This window comes from Desulfuromonas acetexigens (genome assembly GCF_900111775.1).
In the GTDB taxonomy this organism is placed as follows: Bacteria; Desulfobacterota; Desulfuromonadia; order Desulfuromonadales; family Trichloromonadaceae; genus Trichloromonas; species Trichloromonas acetexigens.
In genome coordinates, this window is the sequence record NZ_FOJJ01000041.1 from 146,324 (window position 1) to 167,678 (window position 21,355).

Below are 21,355 nucleotides of genomic sequence, written 5' to 3' on the forward strand. Positions count from 1 at the left end.
CTCACTTCTTGTGACACATCTGGCAAAGCTCCATGCGGGCGCTGATCCCCCGCTGGAAATAGGCCGACGAATTCCCGCCGTGGGGATCGTGGCAGCCGATGCAGGAAAAGCGACGGTCGGGAGTGCTGGGATCGACCGGTCCTTCCAGGGGATGGCCCTTGCCGGAGAATCCCCGCACCACATGGCTGGTGGTGTCGACCTTGGAATGGCAACCCATGCAGAGATCGTTCACCGCCGCCGTCAGCTGGCCGAAATGGGCGCTGGCGTGGGAGTCGTGGCAGACCGAGCAAAGCCCGGCTTCGATGGGGCCATGGACAAACTGGCGGGACTTGAACTCGTCGATCTTGTGTTCGTGGCATTCGGCGCAGAGAGCGATTTCCTCGACTCGGGTCGCATACTTGACCGGCGCGCTCTTCACGTCGTGGCAATAGGCGCACTGAAAGACCCCGGCGGGACCGTGAACGTAGTCGTAATTGAGCCGTCGGGCATGGCAGGCGCCGCAGGGGTTTTTATCCGCCGACTCGTTATCGAGGGATTCGGGACTCGGCTGCATGTTGTGGCAGGCGGCACAAAGTTCTTCCTTTTCCGGGGTGTGCAGCACATAGGGGGCGAATTTAGTCGGCGCCGTGACCCCGGGCCGGTCGATGTAGAAGAATTCGGCTTGCGTCCGCGCCACCGGCTTGCCCCCGGCGAAACCTTCGACCTTGATGGTATCGGCGCCCGGTTCGAACCCCGGTTCGAGAATGACCATATCGCCGAAAGCCTTGCGGTATTCGGCGCCGGAAATATCGATCTTCCCGCTCTTCGCCCCGCCGAATTCGACGGTGATCTGCTCAATGACCGGATCATTCCCAGCCTTGATGATGAGAAAATCGGAACGCACGATGGAAGTCCCGTCCGCCGGATAAAGGATTTCCAGCGCGAAGGACGGCGCCGCAACCAGCATCAAAACCGGCAAAATCGACAATAGCCGTTTAATCATATCCAGACCCCATGTAGGGGCGCAGCATGCTGCGCCCTGGTTCAATTATTCATCCCCCAACAGCCACACCAACCATTTCACCGACATTGCCACGTAGGGGCGCAGCATGCTGCGCCCTGATTTCTATCGGATCGTCAGATTCGGGCGCAGCATGCTGCGCCCCTACGGCTGTCTCACCGTCAAGATGGCATATTGTCCATCATATCCGTGTCGGATGATTGTCATCCAATGCCCATTTCGCCGGATTGTCGGCGATATATTGCCGGATGGCGTATAAATCCCGTTCGTCGCGAATGACGTGTTCATGATAATTCCGTTGCCACACCGGACACCCCGGGTTGTCGCGCATGGTGTTTATCCGTTTGGTGACGGCGGATTTGAACGATCGGACAACGGCGCCCAACGACCCGGGGATGACGTTGTTGGGGGTTATCCCCCTCTTCTCCATTGGTTCCGGCATCTTATGCGCCGCCCATTGTAAGGGCGCAGCATGCTGCGCCCCTACCGCGGAATGTCGATGGTCAAAAAGCAATACCCCATGCACATGGTTCGGCATGACAACGAACGCATCTAATTGCACATGCGGAAAATGTTCCGGAATCGCGGCCCAGCATTCCCCTACCACCATCCCAAAATCATTCAACCGCATCCCAACATCATGCACGTCTCCAAACAGGCATTCCCGTTGCCATGCGCACAGGGTCACGAAATATCCGCCACCTCGGGCATAATCGAAATCCCGCAGACGGACCGATTGACGATGGTGGTGGTCGGGTTGGTAGGGCATGACAATATCCCAAAATCATCGTAGGGGCGCAGCATGCTGCGCCCTGATTCAATTATCTACCCCACATAACAAACGCATGCACAACGGACCACGACGGACACGTTTATGCGGCATTGCCCCCGTAGGGGCGCAGCATGCTGCGCCCTGGGTTCTATCGGACCACCAGATTCGGGCGCAGCATGCTGCGCCCCTACCGCCTCAAACTCCTGTTCGGCCGGTTCGGGCGACGCCTACCCCGCCCCTTACCGCAAATCCCCCGGCAACGCCATTTCCTCCGACCGGATCGGATGTTCGCGCAGGTATTTTTCGTTGAGAAACTGGTATTTATGCACCATGCGGTTGAAGGTGTCGACCACCCAGATACCGTCTTCGGCGTCGGCGTCGATCCCCTTGGGCATGTCGAAACCGCCGGGCAGGCCAAGTTTGCCTTCGGTGGAGGTGCGGCCGCCGAGGGTCATGAGGTGGTTCCCTGCTAGATCGAAAATCACGAAGCGGTGACCGACGCCGTCGGTGACGTAGACATGGCCGGAACGATCGACGGCGATCCCCTTGGCCATGTGGAAAGAACCAAGGGAGGTGCCGCGCTCGCCGAAGGTGCGCAGGAAGTTGCCGTCCGTGTCAAAAACCTGAACGCGAGCGTTCATGGTGTCAAGAACGTAGAGGTTACCCGCCGTATCCACTTCGAGGTCGAGGGGATAGTTGAAGTCCCCCGTCGCCGAGCCGCGCTTGCCGAAGCTTTTGAGCCATTCGCCATTCCCATCGTAGACCACCACCTGATGGCTGCCGGCATCGGCGACATAAAGAAGATTCCGTTCTCGGTCGCAGGCGAGACCGACGGGGCGGGTCAAATGCCCCTGGCCGATGACCTTGCGCAGGCGCAGGTCGGAACCGAAGAGATAGACCCGACCCTGCTGGTTGTCGGAGACGTAAACCACATCGTCCCGACCCACGGCCAGGGCCATGGGCGACTCGAAGTAGAGCTCGTCGTGCTTGGGACGCTCGAAATGGCGCACCTGGTGGTTGGGCAGATCGAGAATGAGAACATCACGCTTGGCCAAGTCGGAAACGTAAATCCGCCCGCGACCGTCCACCGCCACATCGTAGGGGCTGCCGAAAATCCCCCGGGTCTCCTCGATCCCGAGAATCGCCTCCAGTACCCGGCTTTCGCTCCCTTCGCGCACATCCCGATCGCTGGCGATGGTGCGGATGAATTCGATCTTCGGCGAATGGCCGCCGATGGGCCAGAGATAGCGGCGGCTGTCGACTTCCTTGGCGGCGCAGCCGGAGAGGAAGATCAAGCCAAAGAGCAAAATCAATTTTGTCACGGCTCGCGTAGCGCCCGCGAAAGGTCTTTCCATCTTCTTCATTGGTCTACGGGTTCTCCACCGGGCGCACCCGGTCGTAGGATTTGGGTTTGTGGCAGCCGGCCAGGCAGGTGGCGCCGGTTTCGGTGGGCAGAAAGCGCACCGGAATCTTCCACTGGCCGAAGCCCGGCACCCGGCTAAGGATCAGTTTGTACTGATCGGCGCCGTGGATGCCGTGGCAGTTGCGGCAGACCCGCCCTTTGACCGGCTTATTGACGTGCAGATAGTGCAGATTGGCGTCGCCGTTGCGAAAACCGGTCGCTTCCGTGGTCCGCTGGTATTCGAATTTGCCCAGGTCGGTATGGCAGCCGAAACAGAGGGCGAAGTTTTCCGGATCGTAGGGGGCGTAGAACTCCCGGGGATAATAGCCCTGCAGCAGGGGCCGGAAGGCCGAGGAATGGTTTTCATGGCAGTCCCAGCAGCGCCCTTCGGCCACCGGCTGATGCTGGGACGCGGCCTGCTCGATGGTGGTACGGATGCCGCTGTGGCAGCTGAAACAGATGCGGTTACCGGAAGCACTGAGCAGACCCGGCTCGTCGCCGCCGTGGGGAACATGGCAATAATCGCAGCGCCCAGCCCGCACCGGACCATGCACCCGGCCGGATGCGCCGATTTCACCATGACAGGAGCGGCAGAGCGTACCCTGTTCGGCAACGAGCAGATGGGGCTGGGTGGAACCGTGGGGTGCATGGCAGGCCAGGCAGCGCCCTTCAGCCACCGGCGCATGGGGATGGGCTTTACCGGCGGCGACGGGAACATGGCAACCCTCGCAGAGCCGGGCGCCGGTTTCTTTCAGGACAAAAGCGGGGGATGGTCCGGGATGGGGGACGCCGGTTTGCCGGTGGCAGGCGAGGCAGTTGCCAGAAGCGACGGGAGAGTGGGAAACCGGAGCCGAAGCGAGAGAGGCATGGCAAGAGGTGGTCACACAGCCCTGATCGGCGCGTGCGGAATCAGCCCCGCACAGCGCCGCACAGAGGAAAAGCGAGCCGAAAACAGTCAACAGCCGAAGAAACGACAACAGACACCCTCCCAGGCGAAGGATCAATTGGATGAAGTGCTGTCCCGGCGTTGATTACTGTAGGGGCGCAGCATGCTGCGCCCCTACGATCTCACATTCCCTAGCTCCCGTAGGAATGCAGACCCGAGAGCAGCAGGTTGACGCCAAGATAGCAGAAGATCGTCGCGGCGAAGCCGATGATCGACAGCCAGGCCGCCTTGCGCCCGACCCAGCCCCGGGTGAAGCGGGCATGGAGGAAAGCCGCGTAGATGAACCAGATGATCAGGCTCCAGGTCTCTTTCGGGTCCCAACTCCAGTAGGTGCCCCAGGCGTAGTTGGCCCAGGCGGCGCCGGTGATGATTCCCAAAGAGAGCATGGGAAAGCCGAACATGATCGCCTTGTAGTTGATGTCGTCGAGCACCTTGGCGCTGGGAAAAATTCCCATCAGCCCCTGGTTGTTCCCCTTGCGCTCCTCGCGGCCGATCATCAGCAGGTACATGATCGAGGCGCCGCAGGCAACGGCGAAGGCGGCATAGCCAAGGAAGCAGGTGATGACGTGGTAGGTCAGCCAGTTGCTCTGCAGGGCCGGTACCAGCGGCTGGATCTCGGCGTTGAGGCCGAGCTGCGCCCAGATCATGAAGATGAAGGCGAAGGGGATGACGAAAGCCCCGACGGCGCGCTGCTTGTACTTGAGATCCATCAGCAGATAGCAGAGGGCGATACTCCAGGCGAAGAAGACGACCGACTCGTAGAGGTTGGAGAGGGGCGCCTGCTGGAAACCGAGAGCGTAGGCCTCGCGCCAGCGCAGGCCGATGGCGATGGTGTTGGCGACGAAACCGGCCCAGACCACCCCGGTTGCGGTCAGGCCGATGGCCTGGACGCGACTGACGATGTAGACGATGAAGAGCACCATCGCGGCAAAGTAGGCGATGGTCGTGATATTGAAAAAGAGGGAACTGGTCATTTTATTCCTCCAACGGCAGCCGGCCGGGTTTAGGAAGCGATTTCGGATTTGAGGTTCTTCTTGAATTCGTCAAAAAAGAGTTCAAAGCCCGGCTGGTTGCGGTGGGCGCTGCCGCCGATCTTGACGCCGACCTGATCGCCGACCGTTTCGACCCGCACCCAGATGCGTCGATGGGACATGAAGAATGCAACCATCGAGCCAACAACCATCAGAAAACAACCGAGCCAGACCACCCAGACGCCGGGGTCCTTGGCCACCTGCAAACCGGTGTAGTAACGCTGCTTGAAATCCCCGAGTACGAATCGGTAGGCGGCATCGCGCCGACTGTCGAAACCCGGGAAATTCTTCAGAACCAGATAAGTGGAACGCTTGCCGTCGCCGTCGACGACTTCGAGCTGCGCTCCGGGCCCGAAATTCTGGTAGGACTGGGAGACGCTGAGTACCCGCAGGGTGCCGCCGCCGGGCAGATCCACGCGCTGGCCCTGACGCACATTGAGATCGACCGTTTCACCGCCGGCCAGAGCCGTCGCCTGCAGTCGAATCTGGGCGTCGCCCGTCGGCCCGTAGCTCGACTGGTAGAAGGTGATGCCCTTGTAGGTCAGGGGATCGTTGACGATGACCGGCCGCCGCTCCTCAATCACCTGCCCGCCGTCGATGACGGTCAGCAGGCTCTTGAATTCCTTGGGCCGGTTGGAGCCCTCGTAGAAACTCACGGAAAACTCGTCACAGCGCACTGTGAAGCCGAGGTCGATGGGGGCGTTGCTTCCCCGCGGCCAGACCCGGCTTTCGCTCGTCCCCTCGACGATATTGACGTAGGCCTTGTAGCCCCAGAGATTACCGATGATCGCCCCGACGAAGATGATCAGAATCGACAGATGGGTGATATAGACGCCGAAGCGGGCGTAGGGCATCTTCTGGGCAAAGAAATGGAGGACGCCGTCCTGTTCGGTGAGAATCGGCGCGGCGAAATGCTGCCGCAGAAACGCGCTGATTTTCTCACCGACTTCACCAACACTCTTGCCCTTGACCAGTTGCTCCTCGGTGTTGGCGAATGTCTGAAAGAGCGAATTATCCGCCGTCAGCCGGGGCTGGGTGACCGCCTTCCAGACCAGGGGAAAACGCTTCAGCGAGCAGGCGATGAGATTCAGCGAGAAGATGCCGAGCAGCGCCAGGAACCACCAGGAGTGGTACATGTCGAAGAATTGCAGGGAATCGAGCAGGCGGTAGGTGCTCTCGCTGTAGCGCTGGAGGTATTCCTCCGGCGATCGGTTCTGCTGGATGACCGTGCCGATGATGGAGGTCGCCGCCAGCAGGATGAGGGTGACGATGGTCAGTTTGAGGGAACAGAAGAAATCCCACAGGGCGTCAATCGGATTTTTTTTTGCTGGCAAGATGATGTACTCCCGAGACAGGAGCCTTCGCCGACCGCGCGGAGACCCCGGAAAACAAACAAAAGGAGCCACGGGCAACCCGGCTCCGGCAGACAAACGACGGACGGACTGTTCCGCGCCACAACGCCGCGGAACAGTCCGCTCCGAAAAAACTAATACAGGGGTTCTTGAGCTGTCAAGGGAAATCCCCGAAAACCAAGCCCGAGAAAAACCCTCGGCAAACATAGCGAATTCGCGATTTTAATCAGAAACCGTCGCGCACCAGGCGCTCAGCGAGGGATTTGGCCTTCTTCTCGACGCCGTTGGCCAGTTCCACCTTGTAATCCGCGAGGCGCAGGGCCAGGGATTCGTCGGCGGTGGCAAGGATCTGCACGGCGAAAAGCCCGGCGTTGCGGGCCCCAGCCTTGCCGATGGCCATGGTCGCCACCGGGATACCCGCCGGCATCTGCACCATGGCCAGCAGGGCGTCGAGCCCCCCCAGGGAAGTGGCGTCGATCGGGACGGCGATGACCGGCAGGGTCGATTCGGCCGCCACCACCCCCGCCAGATGAGCGGCGGCACCGGCCCCGGCGATCAACACCTTGAGCCCCCGCTCCTTGGCCGAACGCACATATTTGGCGGTGCGCTCAGGGGTGCGGTGGGCACTGGAAACGGTCATCTCTAAGGGGACGCCAAAGCTCTTGAGCGCATGGGCCGCCTCGGCCATCACCTCGTAATCATTGTCGCTGCCCATCAGAATCCCGACCAACGGCTTGTCACTCATAGCTTGCTCCTCGTTCTTGTCAAAATGGACTATCATCGCCGGCCCCAATGCCGGTTTATTTTTCGTTAACGGTTCAGCGCTTTCTGCCCAATATCCTTGCGATAATGGACATCCCGCCAACGGATCAGCGCGGCCCCCTCGTAGGCTTTGGCGATGGCTTCGGCCACCGTCCGCCCGAGGCCGGTGACGCCGAGCACCCGGCCGCCCTGGTTGACGATTTTGCCATCCTGAAAAGCGGTCCCAGCGTGAAAAACCATCAAATCCTCAACGGCTTCTGCCGCCTCCAGCCCGGAAATCTCCAGCCCCTTTTCGAAGTTGCCGGGATAGCCGCCCGAAGCCATGACCACGCAGACCGCCGCTTTCTCGTGCCATTCCAGGGACACGCCGGCGAGATCCCCCCGGGCGCAGGCCTGCAGCACCGGCACAATGTCGGACTTCATGCGCATGAGCAGCGGCTGGGCCTCGGGATCACCGAAGCGGGCGTTGTATTCAACCACCTTCGGCTTGCCGTCTTCGATCATCAGCCCGACGTAAAGGATGCCGCGATAGGGGCAGCCCTCGGCGGTCATGCCGGCGATGGTCGGTTTGACGATGGTCTCGATGACCTCGGCGGTCACCGTCTCGGTCACCACCGGTGCCGGCGAATAGGCGCCCATGCCGCCGGTGTTTGGCCCTTCGTCGTTATCGAAGATGCGTTTGTGATCTTGGGCCGAGGCCAGCGGCAGGATGTTTTTGCCGTCGGTGAAGACGAAGAAGGAGGCCTCCTCGCCGGTCATGAACTCCTCGATGACAACTTGACTCCCCGCCGCGCCGAAAACCTTGTCGAGGAGGATGTCGTCCACCGCCGCCAGCGCCTGCTCGACGGTCATGGCGACGATTACCCCCTTGCCGGCGGCGAGGCCGTCGGCCTTGACGACGATCGGCGCACCCTGCGCGCGGATGTAGGCATGGGCCTGGTCGCGGTCCGTGAAGGTGCGATAGGCCGCTGTCGGGATGCCGTACTTGGCCATCAGATCCTTGGAGAAACCCTTGCTTCCTTCCAGTTGCGCCGCCGCCTGGCTGGGGCCGAAGATCTCCAGACCAGCGGCCTGAAAACGGTCGACGATCCCCAGGGTCAACGGCACTTCCGGCCCGACCACGGTCAGATCGATCTTTTCGGCGAGGGCGAAATCGAGCAGCGCGTCGATCTCATCGGCCTGGATATGCACACACTCGGCCAGCGCCGCGATGCCGGGATTCCCCGGCGCGCAGTACAGGGTCTCTACCAACGGCGACTGGGCGATCTTCCAAACCAAGACATGCTCCCGCCCGCCCCCGCCGATGACCAGTATTTTCATCTATCGCATCTCCTAAAATCCGGGTATTCCGTGTAGGGGCGCAGCATGCTGCGCCCTTTAGGTGGCCGTTCAGAAAAAACCAGGGCGCAGCATGCTGCGCCCCTACGTCATTAGTGCCGGAAATGCCGCATGCTGGTAAAGACCATGGCAATGCCGTGCTCGTCGGCGGCGGCGATGACTTCTTCGTCGCGGATCGAGCCGCCCGGCTGGATGACGGCAGTGACGCCGACGGCGGCGGCGTTGTCGAGGCCGTCGCGGAAGGGGAAGAAGGCATCGGAAGCCATGGCCGAGCCCTTCACTTCGAGTCCGGCATGTTCGGCCTTGATGGCGGCGATGCGCGCCGAGTTGACCCGACTCATCTGCCCGGCGCCGACGCCGATGGTCATGCCTTCCTTGCCGTAGACGATGGCGTTGGACTTGACGAACTTGGCCACCCGCCAGGTGAAGAGCAGATCCCGCATCTCCGTTTCGGTGGGGGCCCGCTTGGTCACCACCTTGAGCTCGTCATAGAGGGAAAGGTCGGTGTCCTGCACCAGCAGGCCGCCGTTGACCCGTTTGAAATCGAGGCGCTGCCCCGGCTCGGCCGGCCAGAAGCCGCATTCGAGCAGGCGCACGTTCTTCTTGGCGGCGACGATCATGCTCGCCTCCTTGGAGACGGCCGGAGCGATGATCACCTCGACGAACTGCTTGTCGCAGATCGCCTGGGCGGTGGCGCCGTCCAGTTCACGGTTGAAGGCGATGATGCCGCCGAAGGCCGATTCCGGGTCGGTGGCGAAGGCGCGATTGTAGGCATCGAGCAGATTCTCGCCGATGGCGACGCCGCAGGGGTTGGCGTGCTTGACGATGACGCAGGCCGGCCCCTCGTTGAACTGCTTGACGCATTCGAGAGCGGCGTCGGTGTCGCCGATGTTGTTGTAGGAAAGCTCTTTCCCCTGCAACTGGCGGGCGGTGGCGATGGAGGCCTCGGTGACGTTCTTCTCGACGTAGAAGGCCGCGCTCTGGTGGGGATTCTCGCCGTAGCGCATCCCCTGCGCCTTCTGGTATTGCAAGGTCAATGTCGGCGGGAACTCGGCGGATTCGGCGTCGAGCTTCTTGCCCAGCCAGTTGGAGATCATGCCGTCGTAGGCGGCGGTGTGCTGGTAGACCTTCACCGCCAAGCGGAAGTTGGTCTCCCGCGAAACCGCGCCGCCGCCCGCCTTCATTTCGGCGAGAACGGCCGGGTAATCGGCGCAGTCGACGATGACGGTGACGTCGCGGTTGTTCTTGGCGGCGCTGCGCAGCATGGTCGGGCCGCCGATATCGATGTTCTCGATGGCGTCCGCCAAGGTGCAGTCGGCCTTGGCCGTCGTCGCCTCGAAGGGGTAGAGATTGACCACCACCATGTCGATGCACTCGATGCCGTACTCCTTCATCTTCGCCACATGCTCGGGGTTGTCGCGCATGCCGAGGAGGCCGCCGTGAACCTTGGGATGGAGGGTCTTGACCCGGCCGTCGAGCATCTCGGGAAAGCCGGTGAACTCGGAGACGTCCTTGACCGTCAGGCCGGAATCCCGCAAGAGCTTGGCGGTGCCACCGGTGGAGAGGATCTCGACGCCGTAGGCGGCCAGTTCCTTGGCAAATTCGACGATGCCGGTCTTATCCGACAGGCTGATGAGGGCGCGCTTGATGGTAGCCATGGGGGAGAATCCTTTCTTGCGAAGAGCGGGGAGCGAAAACGCCGGTCCGGCGATCCGCCAAGAGAGAAAATGGCGTCAGTGGACCTGTATACGTTACGCCAAAAACACGAAAAAACCGTCATTCCGGCGGTTTTTTCAGAAGTCGATCGCGTGCAGAAAAGCCGTTTCGAAGGCCGGGGTTCCCGAAAGAGGATAGGGTTTCAGACTTTGGACCAGGGTTTCCAGCCTGGTGGCGGCCTCGGGTTCGAGCAGATAGCGAACGGTGCCGAGAAGCGCTCCCGCCGGGACGAAACGCACCCTATCTACCATGTTTTCCGGCAACATGGCAACTTTTTTCAATGTCTCAGGCGCCAGGGAAAGCCCGAACGAACCGGTCAGAAGAACCGCCCCGACCTGCTCCGCCGCGACCCCGGCGCGACCAAGTAGACAGTCGATTCCCGCCCGCACCGCCCCCTTGGCCAGTTGGAAGGCGCGGATGTCGGCCTGGGTCAGCCGCAGCTCCCGCGTCGCATCCCGATAGAGACGCAGGGCATAGCTTTCGCCGTCCGCGACCAGATAACGGGCGAGATTGGTCGTCACCTGTTCGGGAGCGAGGAGCGTGCCGTGGCGGTCCATGAGGCCGCCGTCGCGGGCGGCGGCCACCGCCTCGACCAGGCCGCTGCCGCAGATCCCCAGGGGCGGCCGGTCGGCGACGGTGAGCAGGCGCAGGGCGTCGTCCTCGACCCGCACACCGCGAATCGCCCCCGGCGTCGCCGCCATGCCGCAGGCGATCTCCGCCCCCTCGAAGGCCGGTCCGGCGGGGACCGAGGTCACCCACCAGCGGCCGTCGGCAAAGAGCGCCATCTCGCCGTTGGTGCCGACATCAATGTAGAGCGTTACGACTTCGGGCGGCGGACAGGCAAAGAGAAAGGCGACCAGATCCCCGCCGACATAGCCGCTGACCTGGGGGAAGAGATAGAGCGGCACCGGCAGATCGAGCCCCAGTTCGACGGGGTCGAGCAGCGCGCCTTCGGGATGGCGGGGACGGTGGGGAGGAAAGAGGATGGCGTCGACGGGCAGGCGGCGCAGCAGATGACTGATCGCCGGGTTGGCGGCGGCGGCCGCGCCGCGCAGGGATTCGCGCCGGAGACCGGAGAGGCTGAGGAGTTCAGACAGAAGCTGGTCGATACCCGCGACCAGCAGCCGTTGCAGGCGCTCCCCCTCCCCTTTGTGCGCCGCTTCCAGGCGACGGATGACATCGCTGCCCAGTTCCCGCTGGGGATTGAGCAGGCGGGATTCGGCCAGGGTCCGGCCGGAAAAATCGAACAGACGCCCGGCCAGGGTAGTCGTCCCCAGATCGAGGGCGAGATAGCTGTCGGTAGGGTTCATCGATCCCCGGCTTTATTTGCCGCGATAGATGCGCGGCACCCGCTTGCTGATCTGACAGAAGACTTCGTAGGAGATGCTGCCGATGCGCTCGGCCCATTCCTCGGCGCTGACGCGATTGCCGTTATCCCGGCCGAGGAGGGTCACTTCGTCGCCGATCTCCACGCCGGGGATGTCGGTGACGTCGACCAGCGTCCAATCCATGCAGACGGTCCCCGCCACCTTCGCCCGCTGGCCGCGAATCAGCACCTCGCCGCAGTTGGAGAGGCGCCGGTTGTAGCCGTCGGCATAACCGACGGGAATGGCGGCAAGGAGCGTCTCGCGCTCGGAAACGAAGCGATGGGCATAGGAGACACCAGTCCCCGCCGGTACCCGCTTGAGTTGGGCGACGCTGGTGCGGAAGCTCATCACCGGCAGCAGATCGAGCCGACCGGCGAAGGCGGCGCTCGGCAGGGCGCCGTAGAGGACGATGCCCGGCCGCACCAGATTGCATTCGGGCAGATCCTTGGTGAAGATGGCGGCGCTGTTGCCGATATGGATGAATTCCGGCGAAAAACCGGCCCCTCGCACCTGGGCGAGGCCGTCGCGGAAAATAGCGATCTGCCGGTCGGTGAAGGGATGCTCCGGCTCGTCGGCCAGGGCCAGGTGGGAGATCACCCCGGCCAGGTGCAGATGTTTCAGTTCCACCAGGCGCGGCAGCACCTCGGACAGCTCTTCGGGACGGAAACCGACCCGGCCCATGCCCGTATCGATCTTCAGATGATAGCGGCAGACTTCCCCCCGCTCGGCGGCGGCGCGATCCATGCGCCGGGCGGCGTCGAGATCGAAGAGCGTCGGGGTCAGGCGGTGGCGGAAAAATTCCTCTTCCTGATCGGGGTAGACGCCGCCCAAAACCAGGATCGGCCGATCCACCCCGGCGGCGCGCAGCTCTATCCCTTCCTCGGCAATCGCCACCCCATAGAGATCGACCCCGGACTGTTGCAGGGCCGGTGCCACCGAGGCCGCGCCATGGCCGTAGGCATCGGCCTTGACCACCGCCAGCACCTGGGTTTCTGGGGCAATTTTACCCCGCACTTGCAGAAGATTATGACGCAGGGCGGCGAGATCGATTTCAACGTGGGTGGGACGACGGCCATGCATGGCGTAAACCTCGACATCAAGGATGAAAGTGTGATTTTTAGCACGCGGTAAAGAGCGGTGTAAAGGGCAAACTCCCCGGGCAACAGGGGCTCAAGACTTTAGAGGTTGACAGGTCGGGGGGGAATCCGATAGGCTCAGATGAAATTTTCCGGAGAATCCGTCTATGTGCTTGGATAATGGAACCTTTCTTCTTGTTCACGGTGGTGGGGAACTGAGCCTGGAGCATGTCGCCTCGGTCCTGCCCGTGGCCGGCGGCCTTAAACTGGTGGACGTTTTCGGCAAGAGCCGGGAAATCGCCGGCGCCATCGAAGAGATCGACCTGCTCAACAAGCGCATCGTCGTCGCCTGAAGCGACGGCCAACGGTCCAAGTCGAACATCGATATATTAAAAAAATACCGCTAGGGGAGTTTTATACTGAGAGTTTCGCCCCCGCGAAACGACCCTTGGAACCTGATCCGGGTGATGCCGGCGTAGGGAAGCGGCGACCAGAACCGACGACGTTCAAATCGCCGCGCCCCATTGTCGGGCCCGGCGATTTTTCTTTGCCCCAACTGTAAGGCTTTGGCACAAAGCATTAAAGTGGGATGGCTAAGCAAAAAGCGCCAAATGCAAGGCGCGCAATCGGCGAGCAATGAGGCGTACTTACGTACGTCGAAGCAGCGAGCCGGTTGCAGCAACGCAGCAGTTGGTGAGTTTTTGCGACGCCATCATCTGTGAAGGGAAAACGGCCATGAAGACCATCGAAGGGCTCTATCTGATTACCGACCACAACCGGGACGGCCAGTTGAAGGCCCGGGTCAAGGCCGCCCTCAAGGGAGGCGCGCGCATCGTCCAGTATCGGGACAAGACCCGCCCGGCGATGGAACAGGTGGCGGACGCCGCGGAGTTGCGGGAGCTGTGCCACAAACACGGCGCCCTCTTTCTGGTCAACGACGATGCCGATCTGGCGAAAGCCTGCGACGCCGACGGAGTGCATCTCGGCCAGGAAGATGGGACCATCGCCGAGGCCCGCAAATGCCTCGGTCACGGCCGCATCATCGGCATTTCCACCCGCACCGCCGAAGAGGCGATCAAGGCGGAAATGCAGGGGGCCGATTACGTCGCCATCGGCAGCATCTTCCCCACCGGCAGCAAGCAGGACGCGGTGGTGGTCGGCCTCGAAAGCCTGGCCAAGGTGCGCCGGGCGGTGACCATCCCGGTCGTTGCCATCGGTGGGATCGACGCCAACGGCGCCGACGCCGCCCTCAATGCCGGCGCCAATGCGGTGGCGGTGATTTCGGCGATCATGGAGGACGACTCCCCGGAAATCGCCGCCCGCGAAATCGCCCTGCTCTTCAACCGCCGCAAGCCCTATCCCCGCGGCCGGGTGCTGACCGTGGCCGGTTCCGACTCCGGCGGCGGCGCCGGCATCCAGGCCGACATCAAGACCATCACCCTGCTCGGCGGCTACGCCAGCAGCGCCATCACCGCCCTGACCGCGCAGAACACCCAGGGAGTCAGCGCCATCCATCCGGTTCCCGCCGAGTTCGTCGGCGAACAGATCCGCGCCGTCCTCACCGACATCGGCACCGACACCCTCAAAACCGGCATGCTCCACTGCGCTGAAATCGTCGCCCTGGTCGCCTCAGCGATTCGCCGTCATTCCCTGATGGCGGTAGTCGATCCGGTGATGATCGCCAAGGGCGGCGCTTCGCTGCTGCAACCGGAGGCGGTGGAAATCCTCAAGATCGAACTGCTCCCCGAAACCTACCTGCTGACCCCCAACCTGCCGGAAGCGGCGGCCCTGGCCGACATGCCGGTGGAGAACGAGGGGGACATGGAACGGGCGGCGCGCAAGCTGCGGGAGATGGGGGCGCGCAACGTCCTGATCAAGGGCGGGCACCTGCCCGGCGAGGCCGTCGATCTGCTCCTGACCGGCAAGGGGCTGCACCGCCTGCCCGCCGATCGGGTCGACAGCCGCAACACGCACGGCACCGGCTGCACCTTCTCCGCCGCCATCGCCGCCCTGCTCGCCGGCGGTCTGCCCCTGACCACCGCCGTCGAACAGGCCAAACGCTTCGTCAGCGAGGCCATTACCACAGCCCCGAATCTCGGCTCCGGGCACGGCCCGCTCAACCACTGGCAGGGGGCGAAAGCCATTAGCTGATTTCCCATGGATTTCTTAGCATCCATGGTTCCCGTTGCCGCTTCATCCCATAATAAATCGAGGAAACCATGACCCAGCTCGAACTCGCCCGCAAGGGCATCATCTCCGACAAAATGAAACAGGCGGCCGCCGTCGAGGGGATCGACCCCGAACTGCTGCGCCAGCGCATCGCCGAAGGCACCGCCATTATCTGTCATAACAATCTGCATACAAACGGCATCCCCCTGGCCGTCGGCAAAGGTCTGCGCACCAAGGTCAACGCCAACATCGGCACCAGCAAGGACGACAAGAGCATCGACAAGGAGCTGGAAAAAGCCCGGGTCGCCGTTGCCGCCGGCGCCGACGCCATCATGGACCTCTCCACCGGCGGACCCATCGACGAGATCCGCGCCGCCATCATCCGTGAAACCCAGGCCTGCATCGGCTCGGTTCCCCTTTATCAGGCCGCCGTCGACACCGTCACCCGCAAAGGCAAGGCGATGGTGGAGATGACCGTCGACGAGATCTTCGCCGGCATCAAGAAGCATCTCGATGACGGCGTCGACTTCATCACCGTCCATTGCGGCGTGACCCGTGCCGCCGTCGAGCAGATGGACAACGAAGGGCGGATCATGGAAGTCGTCTCCCGCGGCGGCTCCTTCACCATCGAGTGGATGACCTACAACAACGCCGAGAATCCCCTCTACGAGTACTACGACCGCCTGCTCGAATTGGTCAAACCCTACGATGCGACCTTGTCGCTGGGGGACGGTTTCCGCCCCGGCTGTCTGGTCGACGCCACCGACCGGGCGCAGATCCAGGAGCTGATCACCCTCGGTGCGTTGACCCAGCGCGCCTGGGATGCCGGCATCCAGGTGATGATCGAAGGCCCCGGCCATGTGCCGCTGAACCAGATCGAGGCCAACATCCAGTTGCAGAAGCGGCTCTGCCACGGTGCCCCCTTCTACGTCCTCGGCCCCTTGGTCACCGACATCGCCCCCGGTTACGACCACATTACCTGCGCCATCGGCGGCGCCCTGGCCGCAGCCGCCGGCGCCGATTTCCTCTGCTACGTCACCGCCAGCGAACATCTGGCCTTACCGAACGTGGCCGACGTCCACGAAGGGGTCATCGCCAGCCGCATCGCCGCCCACGCCGGGGATATCGTCAAAGGCGTCAAGGGAGCCATCGACAAAGACATCGCCATGGCCAAATGCCGCAAGGCCCTCGATTGGGAAGGCCAGTTCGCCCAGGCCCTCGACCCGGAAAAGGCCCGCCGCATCCGCGCCGAATCGGGAGTCGACGAAGAGCACGGCGCCTGCACCATGTGCGGCGAGTTCTGCGCCTACAAGGTCATGAACCAGCGTAAGGAAAAGATCGCCGGCTAAAAGCCCACGGAAATCCTGAAAAAGCGACGCCCCCAAATCTTGTGACTTGGGGGCGTTGCTTTTTTTCATTTGAGGAACCTGTCAGCGGCTATTTGCCCGCTTTCTTGCGCATGTCCGCCGCCATTTCGCGGATCTCCACCAGATCCTTCTGCATTTTGGCGAAACCGTACCAGGTGGCATAATCCGGGTTCATGTGGAAACCGGCCTGGAAGGCCTTCATGCGGTGATCCATGAACATCTCGTACAGGGTCTCCTCGATCTTGGTATCCACATCGTAGAAGGTCAGCAGGTCGGGATAGGCATAGGGCTGCCCTTCCTTCTGCTTGATGAGCCCCTCTTCGTACAGACTCGCGACGATCGCGATCGCCTCGGAGAAGAGCTTGTCCGTCTCCTTCACCATCTGGTCGGCATTCTTGAAGTTTTCGGCCACGAAGTTGGGGGAATGGCACTGCTGACAAACCGCCACGAACTTGGCTCGCTCGGTGTCGAACTCCTCTTTGCTCAGCCGGGCCACCTTGCCGGCCTTGACCACATCCAGGCGCGCGGTGGGATTCCCCGCCGGATCGAGCACCCCCAGCCCTTTGAGGATGATGGTCCGATAGCCCATCCATTCGGCATCCTCTTCCGGCAGGCGCACCGCCAAAAATCCCCAGGGGGTCATCACCCGATGGTTGCCTTCCGCCATGTGGCAGGTCTGGCAGCGGGGGGCGCGATCCTTGTTTTCGGGATTGATGATGCGGTTCATCAGATAGGTGACGCCGTGCTTGGAGCTCGACCACATTTCCCACTGGGGATGGTCGAAGCCCATGTGGCAGGTCTGGCAAGCCTCGGGTTCGGCGGCCTCGGCCTTGGAGAAGGCGTGACGGGTATGGCAGTTCTGGCAATCCATGCCGTACTTGTAATATTGGCGGTTCTCGCTCTTGCGCGCCTCGGCGTCGGCCAACCCCAGGGTATGACAGCCGCCGCAACCCTTCTGCCCGGCCATGAAGGCCTTCGGTTGCTGATGGGAGCGGGGCATGGCATCGAGGGCGACCTGCCCCAAGGCGTGCTTGCCGTCCAGATACTGGGCAGCCTGTTCAGGATGACACTGGCGGCAGGTGGCGATGGTCGGCAGCTGCGCCTTGTCCGCATCCGCCGCGCTGGTGTGCTCGCTACCGTGGCAGATGTCGCAGGTGAGGGTTTCGGCCATCTTGCCCCGGTTAAAATCCTTGACCATGACCGGTGAAATCTTCGCGTGGCAGTTCTCGCACTCGGAGGGAACAGCCGAAGCCGGTGCCGGCGCCAGCAACAGACAGAACAGCACGCCACTCAAAACCACGTTTAACCATTGAAATATCCGCATCTCTCTCCTCCTTGACCCAAGTGAACGTCGCCAGCAGGCGCCATGCCGGGTGGCGACTCTTGAAGTATTAATCGAAGCCAACGAAAGTCAATAGATGAGGATGGAGGATGGGGGGGCGGACCTTCAATTTTCGGCGTATGGCTTGCGGGGGCTGACGCCGTCCTCGACGCACATCTCGAGGAAGACCTTGAGGGGGCAGAAACCTTTTCTTTTGAGGATTTCGGCCATTTTCGCCGAAATGAAACAGCCGGACAGTTCCTCGTCTCAGTTCGAGGCCGACGTGGCGGTCAGTTTAACCCCGAGAGCCTTGCAAACGCGCTGAATGGTATCGAAGCGCGGGTGGCTGTTGGGGCGCAGCGCCTTATACAGGGCTTCACGCTTGATGCCGCTGGCCCTGGCGATTTCCGACATACCCCGCGCCTTGGCGATATGTCCCAGCGCCGCCGCCAGTTCACCGGCATCGCCGTCTTCCAGAACCTGTCGCAAATATTCGGCAACATCATCATCGCTTACGAGGTACTGCGCCATATCGAATTCCGGCAACTCGCCGACCTTAACTTTTTTCCCCATGGTCACCTACTCCTTAAGTGTTGCCGCCAGAATCTTGGCTGCCGCGATATCCTCGATCTGACTGTTTTTGTTGCCGCCGCCCAACATGACGATCAAGAACTCTCCCTGCTGAACGTAATACATGCGCCAGCCGGGGCCAAAAAATTCGCGCATCTCAAAGACACCATCGCCGACCGAAGCGACATCTCCCAAAAGCCCCCGTTGCGCCTTTTCAAGACGACGCAACAAGCGAATCCGCGTGGGACGGTCGCGCAGACGGTCAATCCAGTCGTCAAATTCGGGCAAGCGCTTGATGATGTACATGATGAAATCGTAATCGAACGATTACGGATTGTCTAGTCGTTAAACGAGTTCGATTTATACTTCTCGATCTTTGACGGACTTTTCCGCATCCAAAACGTGTCAAAGAAAGACCTGACCCCGACGACTTTCCCCATGCCATCCGGCCAACGCGTAAACCCGCCGGGCCATGCGCTCCAACTGGGAGACCTCCTCAGAACCGCCGCGTTTGAGGTTGAAACGCACCGCCCGCACTCCCGACCGGTCCAATTCAAGAATGCGCTCGTCGCTCACCGTCGCCGGCAGCTGGGTCACCCCGACGAAGGTCGGCCCCAGTTCCCGGAGAGCGGCACAGAGATAGTCCTGATCGAAACCCTGAAACGATCCCGAAACAACGGCGCCGCCCGCCAAGGGATAGCCGGCGAGCCGGTCGAGGTAATCCCGGCAGGTAAAGGGCTCGGGGAGATAGCCCTGATTGGGGATCAGCGGAAAACGTGGGTCGATGATATGCAGATGGGCGTCGAAGATCTTGCTTTTGATTTCCACGGCTTGCACTCCCCTGTCCGGCATGACAGGCGGTTGGCGCGCTCCTGCCGTCACCCTGGATTATGTCGCGTTCATTCAGGCCGCCTGGGTAAGTTTTTCGACGTTCAAAGGCTTCCCCGTCTGTTCGACCTGCCACAGGTCATGAGAGGCTGGTTGACATCGAGGCAAGCCGAAGGTAATACTTCAAACTACCAGGTAGCCCTTTTTTCGAGGTGCGTATGACGACGCAAGTGAAACCCATGGCCATCAAACTGTCCGCGAGCGAACGGGAACGTCTCGGAAAACTGGCGGAAGCGAAAAAACGAACCGCCCATTGGCTGGCCAAGGAAGCCATCGATCAGTACCTTGAACGGGAGGAAGCGGCGGAGCGCTTCCGCCGCGAAACCCTGGAACGCTGGGAGGAGTTCTGTCAGACGGGCCGGAGCGTTCCCCATGATGCCGTCATGGAATGGCTTGAATCCTGGGGCGGCGAAAATGAGGCCGAGGGGCCGAAATGCGGATAGTCTGGCTGCCGGCGGCGGTTGCCGACCTCCAACGCCTGCGGGAGTTCATCCTCCCTCACAATCGCGAGGCCGCGCAACGGGCGGTCAAGGTCATCAAGGCGGCGGTGGCGATGATCGAAACCAGTCCGCGTATCGGCAAATCAGCGGAAGATCTGCCCGACTACCAGGATCTGCCCATCCCTTTCGGCGCCGCCGGCTATCTGCTGCGCTACCGAATCTATCAGGGCGCGATCTACATCGTTGCGATCCGGCATGGCAAGGAGGTTGGATATAGCGGGGGGAGGGATTAAGGGGTGCGGCAGGGTTAAGGGTGCCTGACTCCGGCAACTTTCCCACTGACAGACCAAGCCGTAGGATGCGGTGAACAAAAGTGAACCCCATCAGCCCGTCAAAAGTCCAAATGCCAAACCCGACCCTGGGGGTTGCGGGTCTGCGGATCAGGGATTAACCAAAGAAGCCTGATATTAAAACACCATAAGCCGCTGTGAGAAAACCGGCTATTTCCATTTTCATACCACCAAGCACTGCACTCTTAAGGGTTGTCTTGACTCCATCAACTTCTCTCTTAAATGATTTTTTTGTCTGATTTAGCTCTTTTTCTACTTCATTAATTCTTTTTGCTAACGAATTCCTGATACGGTTAAACTTTTCTTCAAGTTCAACTGAACGTTTCAGAAGGTAGTCTACCTTTTCTTCGACGGTGTTAAACTGTAGCTGGTCTTGAAGAGGGGCTTCTTTAACCTCTAAACTAAGGTTTTGTGTTGTGGTTATAATAGTGCCCCTTGGACGACCAGTGGGCTTCCTTTCCCACCAGTCTTTGACTACTTCTTTAACTATTATACAAAAATTTTTTCCTTCCAAAAGCCCGAGGTTTTGAGCGATGCCCCATAAGACGACTGAAGCACCGGCAATTTGCAGAATACTTCCAAGGGCGGTATTGAACTTTCGAATGTCCGATATGAAGAGAAGAACAGAGATGTGAAAAATTAAAATAATGAACGGCACATAAAAAGGCCATGGTTCTATTGCCCATGAAAACTTTTCAAGCCTAAGGGTACGCGTGAAATTATCTTTAAAAATCTTCTTTTGTCGTAGAAAATTGTTGGCCTTAAGTCTAAAATCCATCGTCACTTGCTTGACCTCGACCTAAAATGCTTCATTGTAGTAACACGGAGGTCTGAAAATACATCTATTAATCACATCTTCCAATCATCATGATCTTGCGATATTTCCAAATCCATACTGTCCCTATCTTGGCCGTGCTGTTTTCTTTCCTCATCTCTCACCCAATAAGTTCCTAAAACAGACAGGCCTATACCAACTAATATTTTAAGAATTCCTCCCACTTGGGCATTTTGCACAGCAACTTTATAAGTCCTTTGACTTGGTTGTCCGAAAGATCTTGTAAAACCACCAACTACTTGATCCAGAGCTTGAATATCTGCATACTGTTGTAGTCCATTAAGAACACCCATAACCCCCAGAACTATCAGAATAATTCCCCAAACGGTCTTTAGTTTCATAGCCGCTCCCTTCGAGAAAAATTTATAAACTCTCTATATAATCTTTTATGGCCAGCCGTCAACAATAGGAGTGGCAAGCCGTCCACAGTACAGGAGTTCGGGGTTACTTACTCAACTTTCGCAGGCACGCACAGCAAATAAATATCTGAAATAATTAAACAAAAGCGCCATCAACTGTAATAGAATGGGTTGTCGCCAAACAACCAATCTACCCTCAGGAGATGACGCTTTGGATCAGAGTGTAGCAGAGACTGTTTCATGTCAGAACCAAATTAATTCGTTTTTTGACCATCAGCGTGTCGCTTTACTCTT

Annotated in this window: 21 protein-coding genes, 1 pseudogene and 1 riboswitch; of the genes and pseudogenes, 5 read left to right on the forward strand and 17 right to left on the reverse strand. The window is 60.4% G+C overall.

Annotation, left to right across the window (positions count from 1 at the left end):
• Position 1 precedes the first annotated feature (1 nt).
• From BQ4888_RS17145 to alr, 11 genes are all read right to left on the reverse strand, one after another.
• Complete coding sequence (locus BQ4888_RS17145) at positions 2 to 982, reverse strand: cytochrome c3 family protein (protein ID WP_092058973.1); 981 nt, start codon at positions 980 to 982, stop codon at positions 2 to 4.
• Positions 983 to 1,181: 199 nt separating this feature from the next.
• The gene (locus tag BQ4888_RS17150) at positions 1,182 to 1,769 is read right to left on the reverse strand and encodes a transposase (RefSeq protein WP_092058924.1); all 588 of its coding nucleotides are present in this window, start codon (positions 1,767 to 1,769) and stop codon (positions 1,182 to 1,184) included.
• Between the two features lie 242 nt (positions 1,770 to 2,011).
• Positions 2,012 to 3,094 carry a 6-bladed beta-propeller gene (locus BQ4888_RS17155; RefSeq protein WP_170232934.1) on the reverse strand — a complete coding sequence of 361 codons (1,083 nt, stop codon included), beginning with the start codon at positions 3,092 to 3,094 and terminating at the stop codon, positions 2,012 to 2,014.
• Between the two features lie 46 nt (positions 3,095 to 3,140).
• Positions 3,141 to 4,151, reverse strand: coding sequence for a cytochrome c3 family protein (locus BQ4888_RS17160; protein ID WP_240746379.1), 1,011 nt, complete (start codon positions 4,149 to 4,151; stop codon positions 3,141 to 3,143).
• A gap of 100 nt (positions 4,152 to 4,251) precedes the next feature.
• Positions 4,252 to 5,094 (reverse strand): c-type cytochrome biogenesis protein CcsB, encoded by an 843-nt coding sequence (gene ccsB, locus BQ4888_RS17165; RefSeq protein ID WP_092055584.1) that lies wholly within the window; start codon positions 5,092 to 5,094, stop codon positions 4,252 to 4,254.
• Positions 5,095 to 5,123: 29 nt separating this feature from the next.
• Positions 5,124 to 6,485 carry a cytochrome c biogenesis protein ResB gene (resB, locus tag BQ4888_RS17170; protein ID WP_240746380.1) on the reverse strand — a complete coding sequence of 454 codons (1,362 nt, stop codon included), beginning with the start codon at positions 6,483 to 6,485 and terminating at the stop codon, positions 5,124 to 5,126.
• A 244-nt stretch (positions 6,486 to 6,729) separates the two neighbouring features.
• Positions 6,730 to 7,248 carry a 5-(carboxyamino)imidazole ribonucleotide mutase gene (gene purE, locus BQ4888_RS17175; RefSeq protein WP_092058930.1) on the reverse strand — a complete coding sequence of 173 codons (519 nt, stop codon included), beginning with the start codon at positions 7,246 to 7,248 and terminating at the stop codon, positions 6,730 to 6,732.
• Between the two features lie 65 nt (positions 7,249 to 7,313).
• Complete coding sequence (gene purD / locus BQ4888_RS17180) at positions 7,314 to 8,585, reverse strand: phosphoribosylamine--glycine ligase (RefSeq protein WP_092058932.1); 1,272 nt, start codon at positions 8,583 to 8,585, stop codon at positions 7,314 to 7,316.
• A 110-nt stretch (positions 8,586 to 8,695) separates the two neighbouring features.
• On the reverse strand, positions 8,696 to 10,261 hold the full coding sequence (gene purH, locus BQ4888_RS17185) for a bifunctional phosphoribosylaminoimidazolecarboxamide formyltransferase/IMP cyclohydrolase (protein WP_092058934.1): 1,566 nt from the start codon (positions 10,259 to 10,261) through the stop codon (positions 8,696 to 8,698).
• A 135-nt stretch (positions 10,262 to 10,396) separates the two neighbouring features.
• Positions 10,397 to 11,629 (reverse strand): ASKHA domain-containing protein, encoded by a 1,233-nt coding sequence (locus BQ4888_RS17190; RefSeq protein WP_092058936.1) that lies wholly within the window; start codon positions 11,627 to 11,629, stop codon positions 10,397 to 10,399.
• Positions 11,630 to 11,641: 12 nt separating this feature from the next.
• The gene (gene alr, locus BQ4888_RS17195; protein ID WP_092058938.1) at positions 11,642 to 12,766 is read right to left on the reverse strand and encodes an alanine racemase; all 1,125 of its coding nucleotides are present in this window, start codon (positions 12,764 to 12,766) and stop codon (positions 11,642 to 11,644) included.
• Between the two features lie 163 nt (positions 12,767 to 12,929).
• On the opposite strand from alr, the gene BQ4888_RS17200 reads away from it, so the two are divergent.
• From BQ4888_RS17200 to thiC, 3 genes are all read left to right on the forward strand, one after another.
• The gene (locus tag BQ4888_RS17200; RefSeq protein ID WP_092058940.1) at positions 12,930 to 13,115 is read left to right on the forward strand and encodes a CooT family nickel-binding protein; all 186 of its coding nucleotides are present in this window, start codon (positions 12,930 to 12,932) and stop codon (positions 13,113 to 13,115) included.
• 42 nt (positions 13,116 to 13,157) lie between these two features.
• Positions 13,158 to 13,261, forward strand: a riboswitch (TPP riboswitch).
• A 236-nt stretch (positions 13,262 to 13,497) separates the two neighbouring features.
• Entirely contained in the window at positions 13,498 to 14,913 is a 1,416-nt protein-coding gene (gene thiD / locus BQ4888_RS17205; protein ID WP_092058942.1) for a bifunctional hydroxymethylpyrimidine kinase/phosphomethylpyrimidine kinase, read from the forward strand.
• A gap of 68 nt (positions 14,914 to 14,981) precedes the next feature.
• Positions 14,982 to 16,280 carry a phosphomethylpyrimidine synthase ThiC gene (thiC, locus tag BQ4888_RS17210; protein ID WP_092058945.1) on the forward strand — a complete coding sequence of 433 codons (1,299 nt, stop codon included), beginning with the start codon at positions 14,982 to 14,984 and terminating at the stop codon, positions 16,278 to 16,280.
• 88 nt (positions 16,281 to 16,368) lie between these two features.
• On the opposite strand, the gene BQ4888_RS17215 is transcribed toward thiC, so the two are convergent.
• The 4 genes and pseudogenes from BQ4888_RS17215 to BQ4888_RS17230 all read right to left on the reverse strand — a co-directional run.
• Positions 16,369 to 17,622: a multiheme c-type cytochrome gene (locus BQ4888_RS17215; protein WP_092058947.1), complete on the reverse strand. Its 1,254-nt coding sequence runs from the start codon at positions 17,620 to 17,622 to the stop codon at positions 16,369 to 16,371.
• 264 nt (positions 17,623 to 17,886) lie between these two features.
• Complete coding sequence (locus BQ4888_RS17220) at positions 17,887 to 18,192, reverse strand: addiction module antidote protein (RefSeq protein ID WP_176374265.1); 306 nt, start codon at positions 18,190 to 18,192, stop codon at positions 17,887 to 17,889.
• A gap of 6 nt (positions 18,193 to 18,198) precedes the next feature.
• Positions 18,199 to 18,495 (reverse strand): type II toxin-antitoxin system RelE/ParE family toxin, encoded by a 297-nt coding sequence (locus BQ4888_RS17225; protein ID WP_092058951.1) that lies wholly within the window; start codon positions 18,493 to 18,495, stop codon positions 18,199 to 18,201.
• Between the two features lie 126 nt (positions 18,496 to 18,621).
• A pseudogene (locus BQ4888_RS17230) lies at positions 18,622 to 19,041 on the reverse strand (amidohydrolase family protein); the annotation flags it as partial.
• A gap of 215 nt (positions 19,042 to 19,256) precedes the next feature.
• Here BQ4888_RS17230 and BQ4888_RS17235 point away from each other — a divergent pair.
• Together BQ4888_RS17235 and BQ4888_RS17240 are read left to right on the forward strand one after the other, a co-directional pair.
• A complete protein-coding gene (locus tag BQ4888_RS17235; RefSeq protein WP_092058953.1) occupies positions 19,257 to 19,520 on the forward strand; it encodes a CopG family ribbon-helix-helix protein in 264 nt (87 codons plus the stop codon).
• Positions 19,511 to 19,810, forward strand: coding sequence for a type II toxin-antitoxin system RelE/ParE family toxin (locus BQ4888_RS17240; protein WP_092058955.1), 300 nt, complete (start codon positions 19,511 to 19,513; stop codon positions 19,808 to 19,810). Before BQ4888_RS17235 ends, BQ4888_RS17240 begins: the two co-directional genes overlap by 10 nt.
• A gap of 154 nt (positions 19,811 to 19,964) precedes the next feature.
• Here the strand turns inward: BQ4888_RS17240 and BQ4888_RS17245 are convergent, their stop codons facing one another.
• Entirely contained in the window at positions 19,965 to 20,645 is a 681-nt protein-coding gene (locus tag BQ4888_RS17245; protein WP_092058957.1) for a hypothetical protein, read from the reverse strand.
• 71 nt (positions 20,646 to 20,716) lie between these two features.
• Positions 20,717 to 21,043, reverse strand: coding sequence for a hypothetical protein (locus tag BQ4888_RS17250; RefSeq protein WP_092058959.1), 327 nt, complete (start codon positions 21,041 to 21,043; stop codon positions 20,717 to 20,719).
• Between the last annotated feature and the right edge of the window lie 312 nt (positions 21,044 to 21,355).

Bases quoted from the DNA above. Each gene is read 5' to 3' on its own strand.
- BQ4888_RS17145 (WP_092058973.1), bottom strand. From the start codon at position 982: ATGATTAAACGGCTATTGTCGATTTTGCCGGTTTTGATGCTGGTTGCG.
- BQ4888_RS17150 (WP_092058924.1), bottom strand. From the start codon at position 1,769: ATGCCCTACCAACCCGACCACCACCATCGTCAATCGGTCCGTCTGCGG.
- ccsB (WP_092055584.1), bottom strand. From the start codon at position 5,094: ATGACCAGTTCCCTCTTTTTCAATATCACGACCATCGCCTACTTTGCC.
- purE (WP_092058930.1), bottom strand. From the start codon at position 7,248: ATGAGTGACAAGCCGTTGGTCGGGATTCTGATGGGCAGCGACAATGAT.
- purD (WP_092058932.1), bottom strand. From the start codon at position 8,585: ATGAAAATACTGGTCATCGGCGGGGGCGGGCGGGAGCATGTCTTGGTT.
- purH (WP_092058934.1), bottom strand. From the start codon at position 10,261: ATGGCTACCATCAAGCGCGCCCTCATCAGCCTGTCGGATAAGACCGGC.
- BQ4888_RS17190 (WP_092058936.1), bottom strand. From the start codon at position 11,629: ATGAACCCTACCGACAGCTATCTCGCCCTCGATCTGGGGACGACTACC.
- alr (WP_092058938.1), bottom strand. From the start codon at position 12,766: ATGCATGGCCGTCGTCCCACCCACGTTGAAATCGATCTCGCCGCCCTG.
- BQ4888_RS17200 (WP_092058940.1), top strand. From the start codon at position 12,930: ATGTGCTTGGATAATGGAACCTTTCTTCTTGTTCACGGTGGTGGGGAA.
- thiD (WP_092058942.1), top strand. From the start codon at position 13,498: ATGAAGACCATCGAAGGGCTCTATCTGATTACCGACCACAACCGGGAC.
- thiC (WP_092058945.1), top strand. From the start codon at position 14,982: ATGACCCAGCTCGAACTCGCCCGCAAGGGCATCATCTCCGACAAAATG.
- BQ4888_RS17215 (WP_092058947.1), bottom strand. From the start codon at position 17,622: ATGCGGATATTTCAATGGTTAAACGTGGTTTTGAGTGGCGTGCTGTTC.
- BQ4888_RS17220 (WP_176374265.1), bottom strand. From the start codon at position 18,192: ATGGGGAAAAAAGTTAAGGTCGGCGAGTTGCCGGAATTCGATATGGCG.
- BQ4888_RS17225 (WP_092058951.1), bottom strand. From the start codon at position 18,495: ATGTACATCATCAAGCGCTTGCCCGAATTTGACGACTGGATTGACCGT.
- BQ4888_RS17235 (WP_092058953.1), top strand. From the start codon at position 19,257: ATGGCCATCAAACTGTCCGCGAGCGAACGGGAACGTCTCGGAAAACTG.
- BQ4888_RS17240 (WP_092058955.1), top strand. From the start codon at position 19,511: ATGCGGATAGTCTGGCTGCCGGCGGCGGTTGCCGACCTCCAACGCCTG.
- BQ4888_RS17245 (WP_092058957.1), bottom strand. From the start codon at position 20,645: ATGGATTTTAGACTTAAGGCCAACAATTTTCTACGACAAAAGAAGATT.
- BQ4888_RS17250 (WP_092058959.1), bottom strand. From the start codon at position 21,043: ATGAAACTAAAGACCGTTTGGGGAATTATTCTGATAGTTCTGGGGGTT.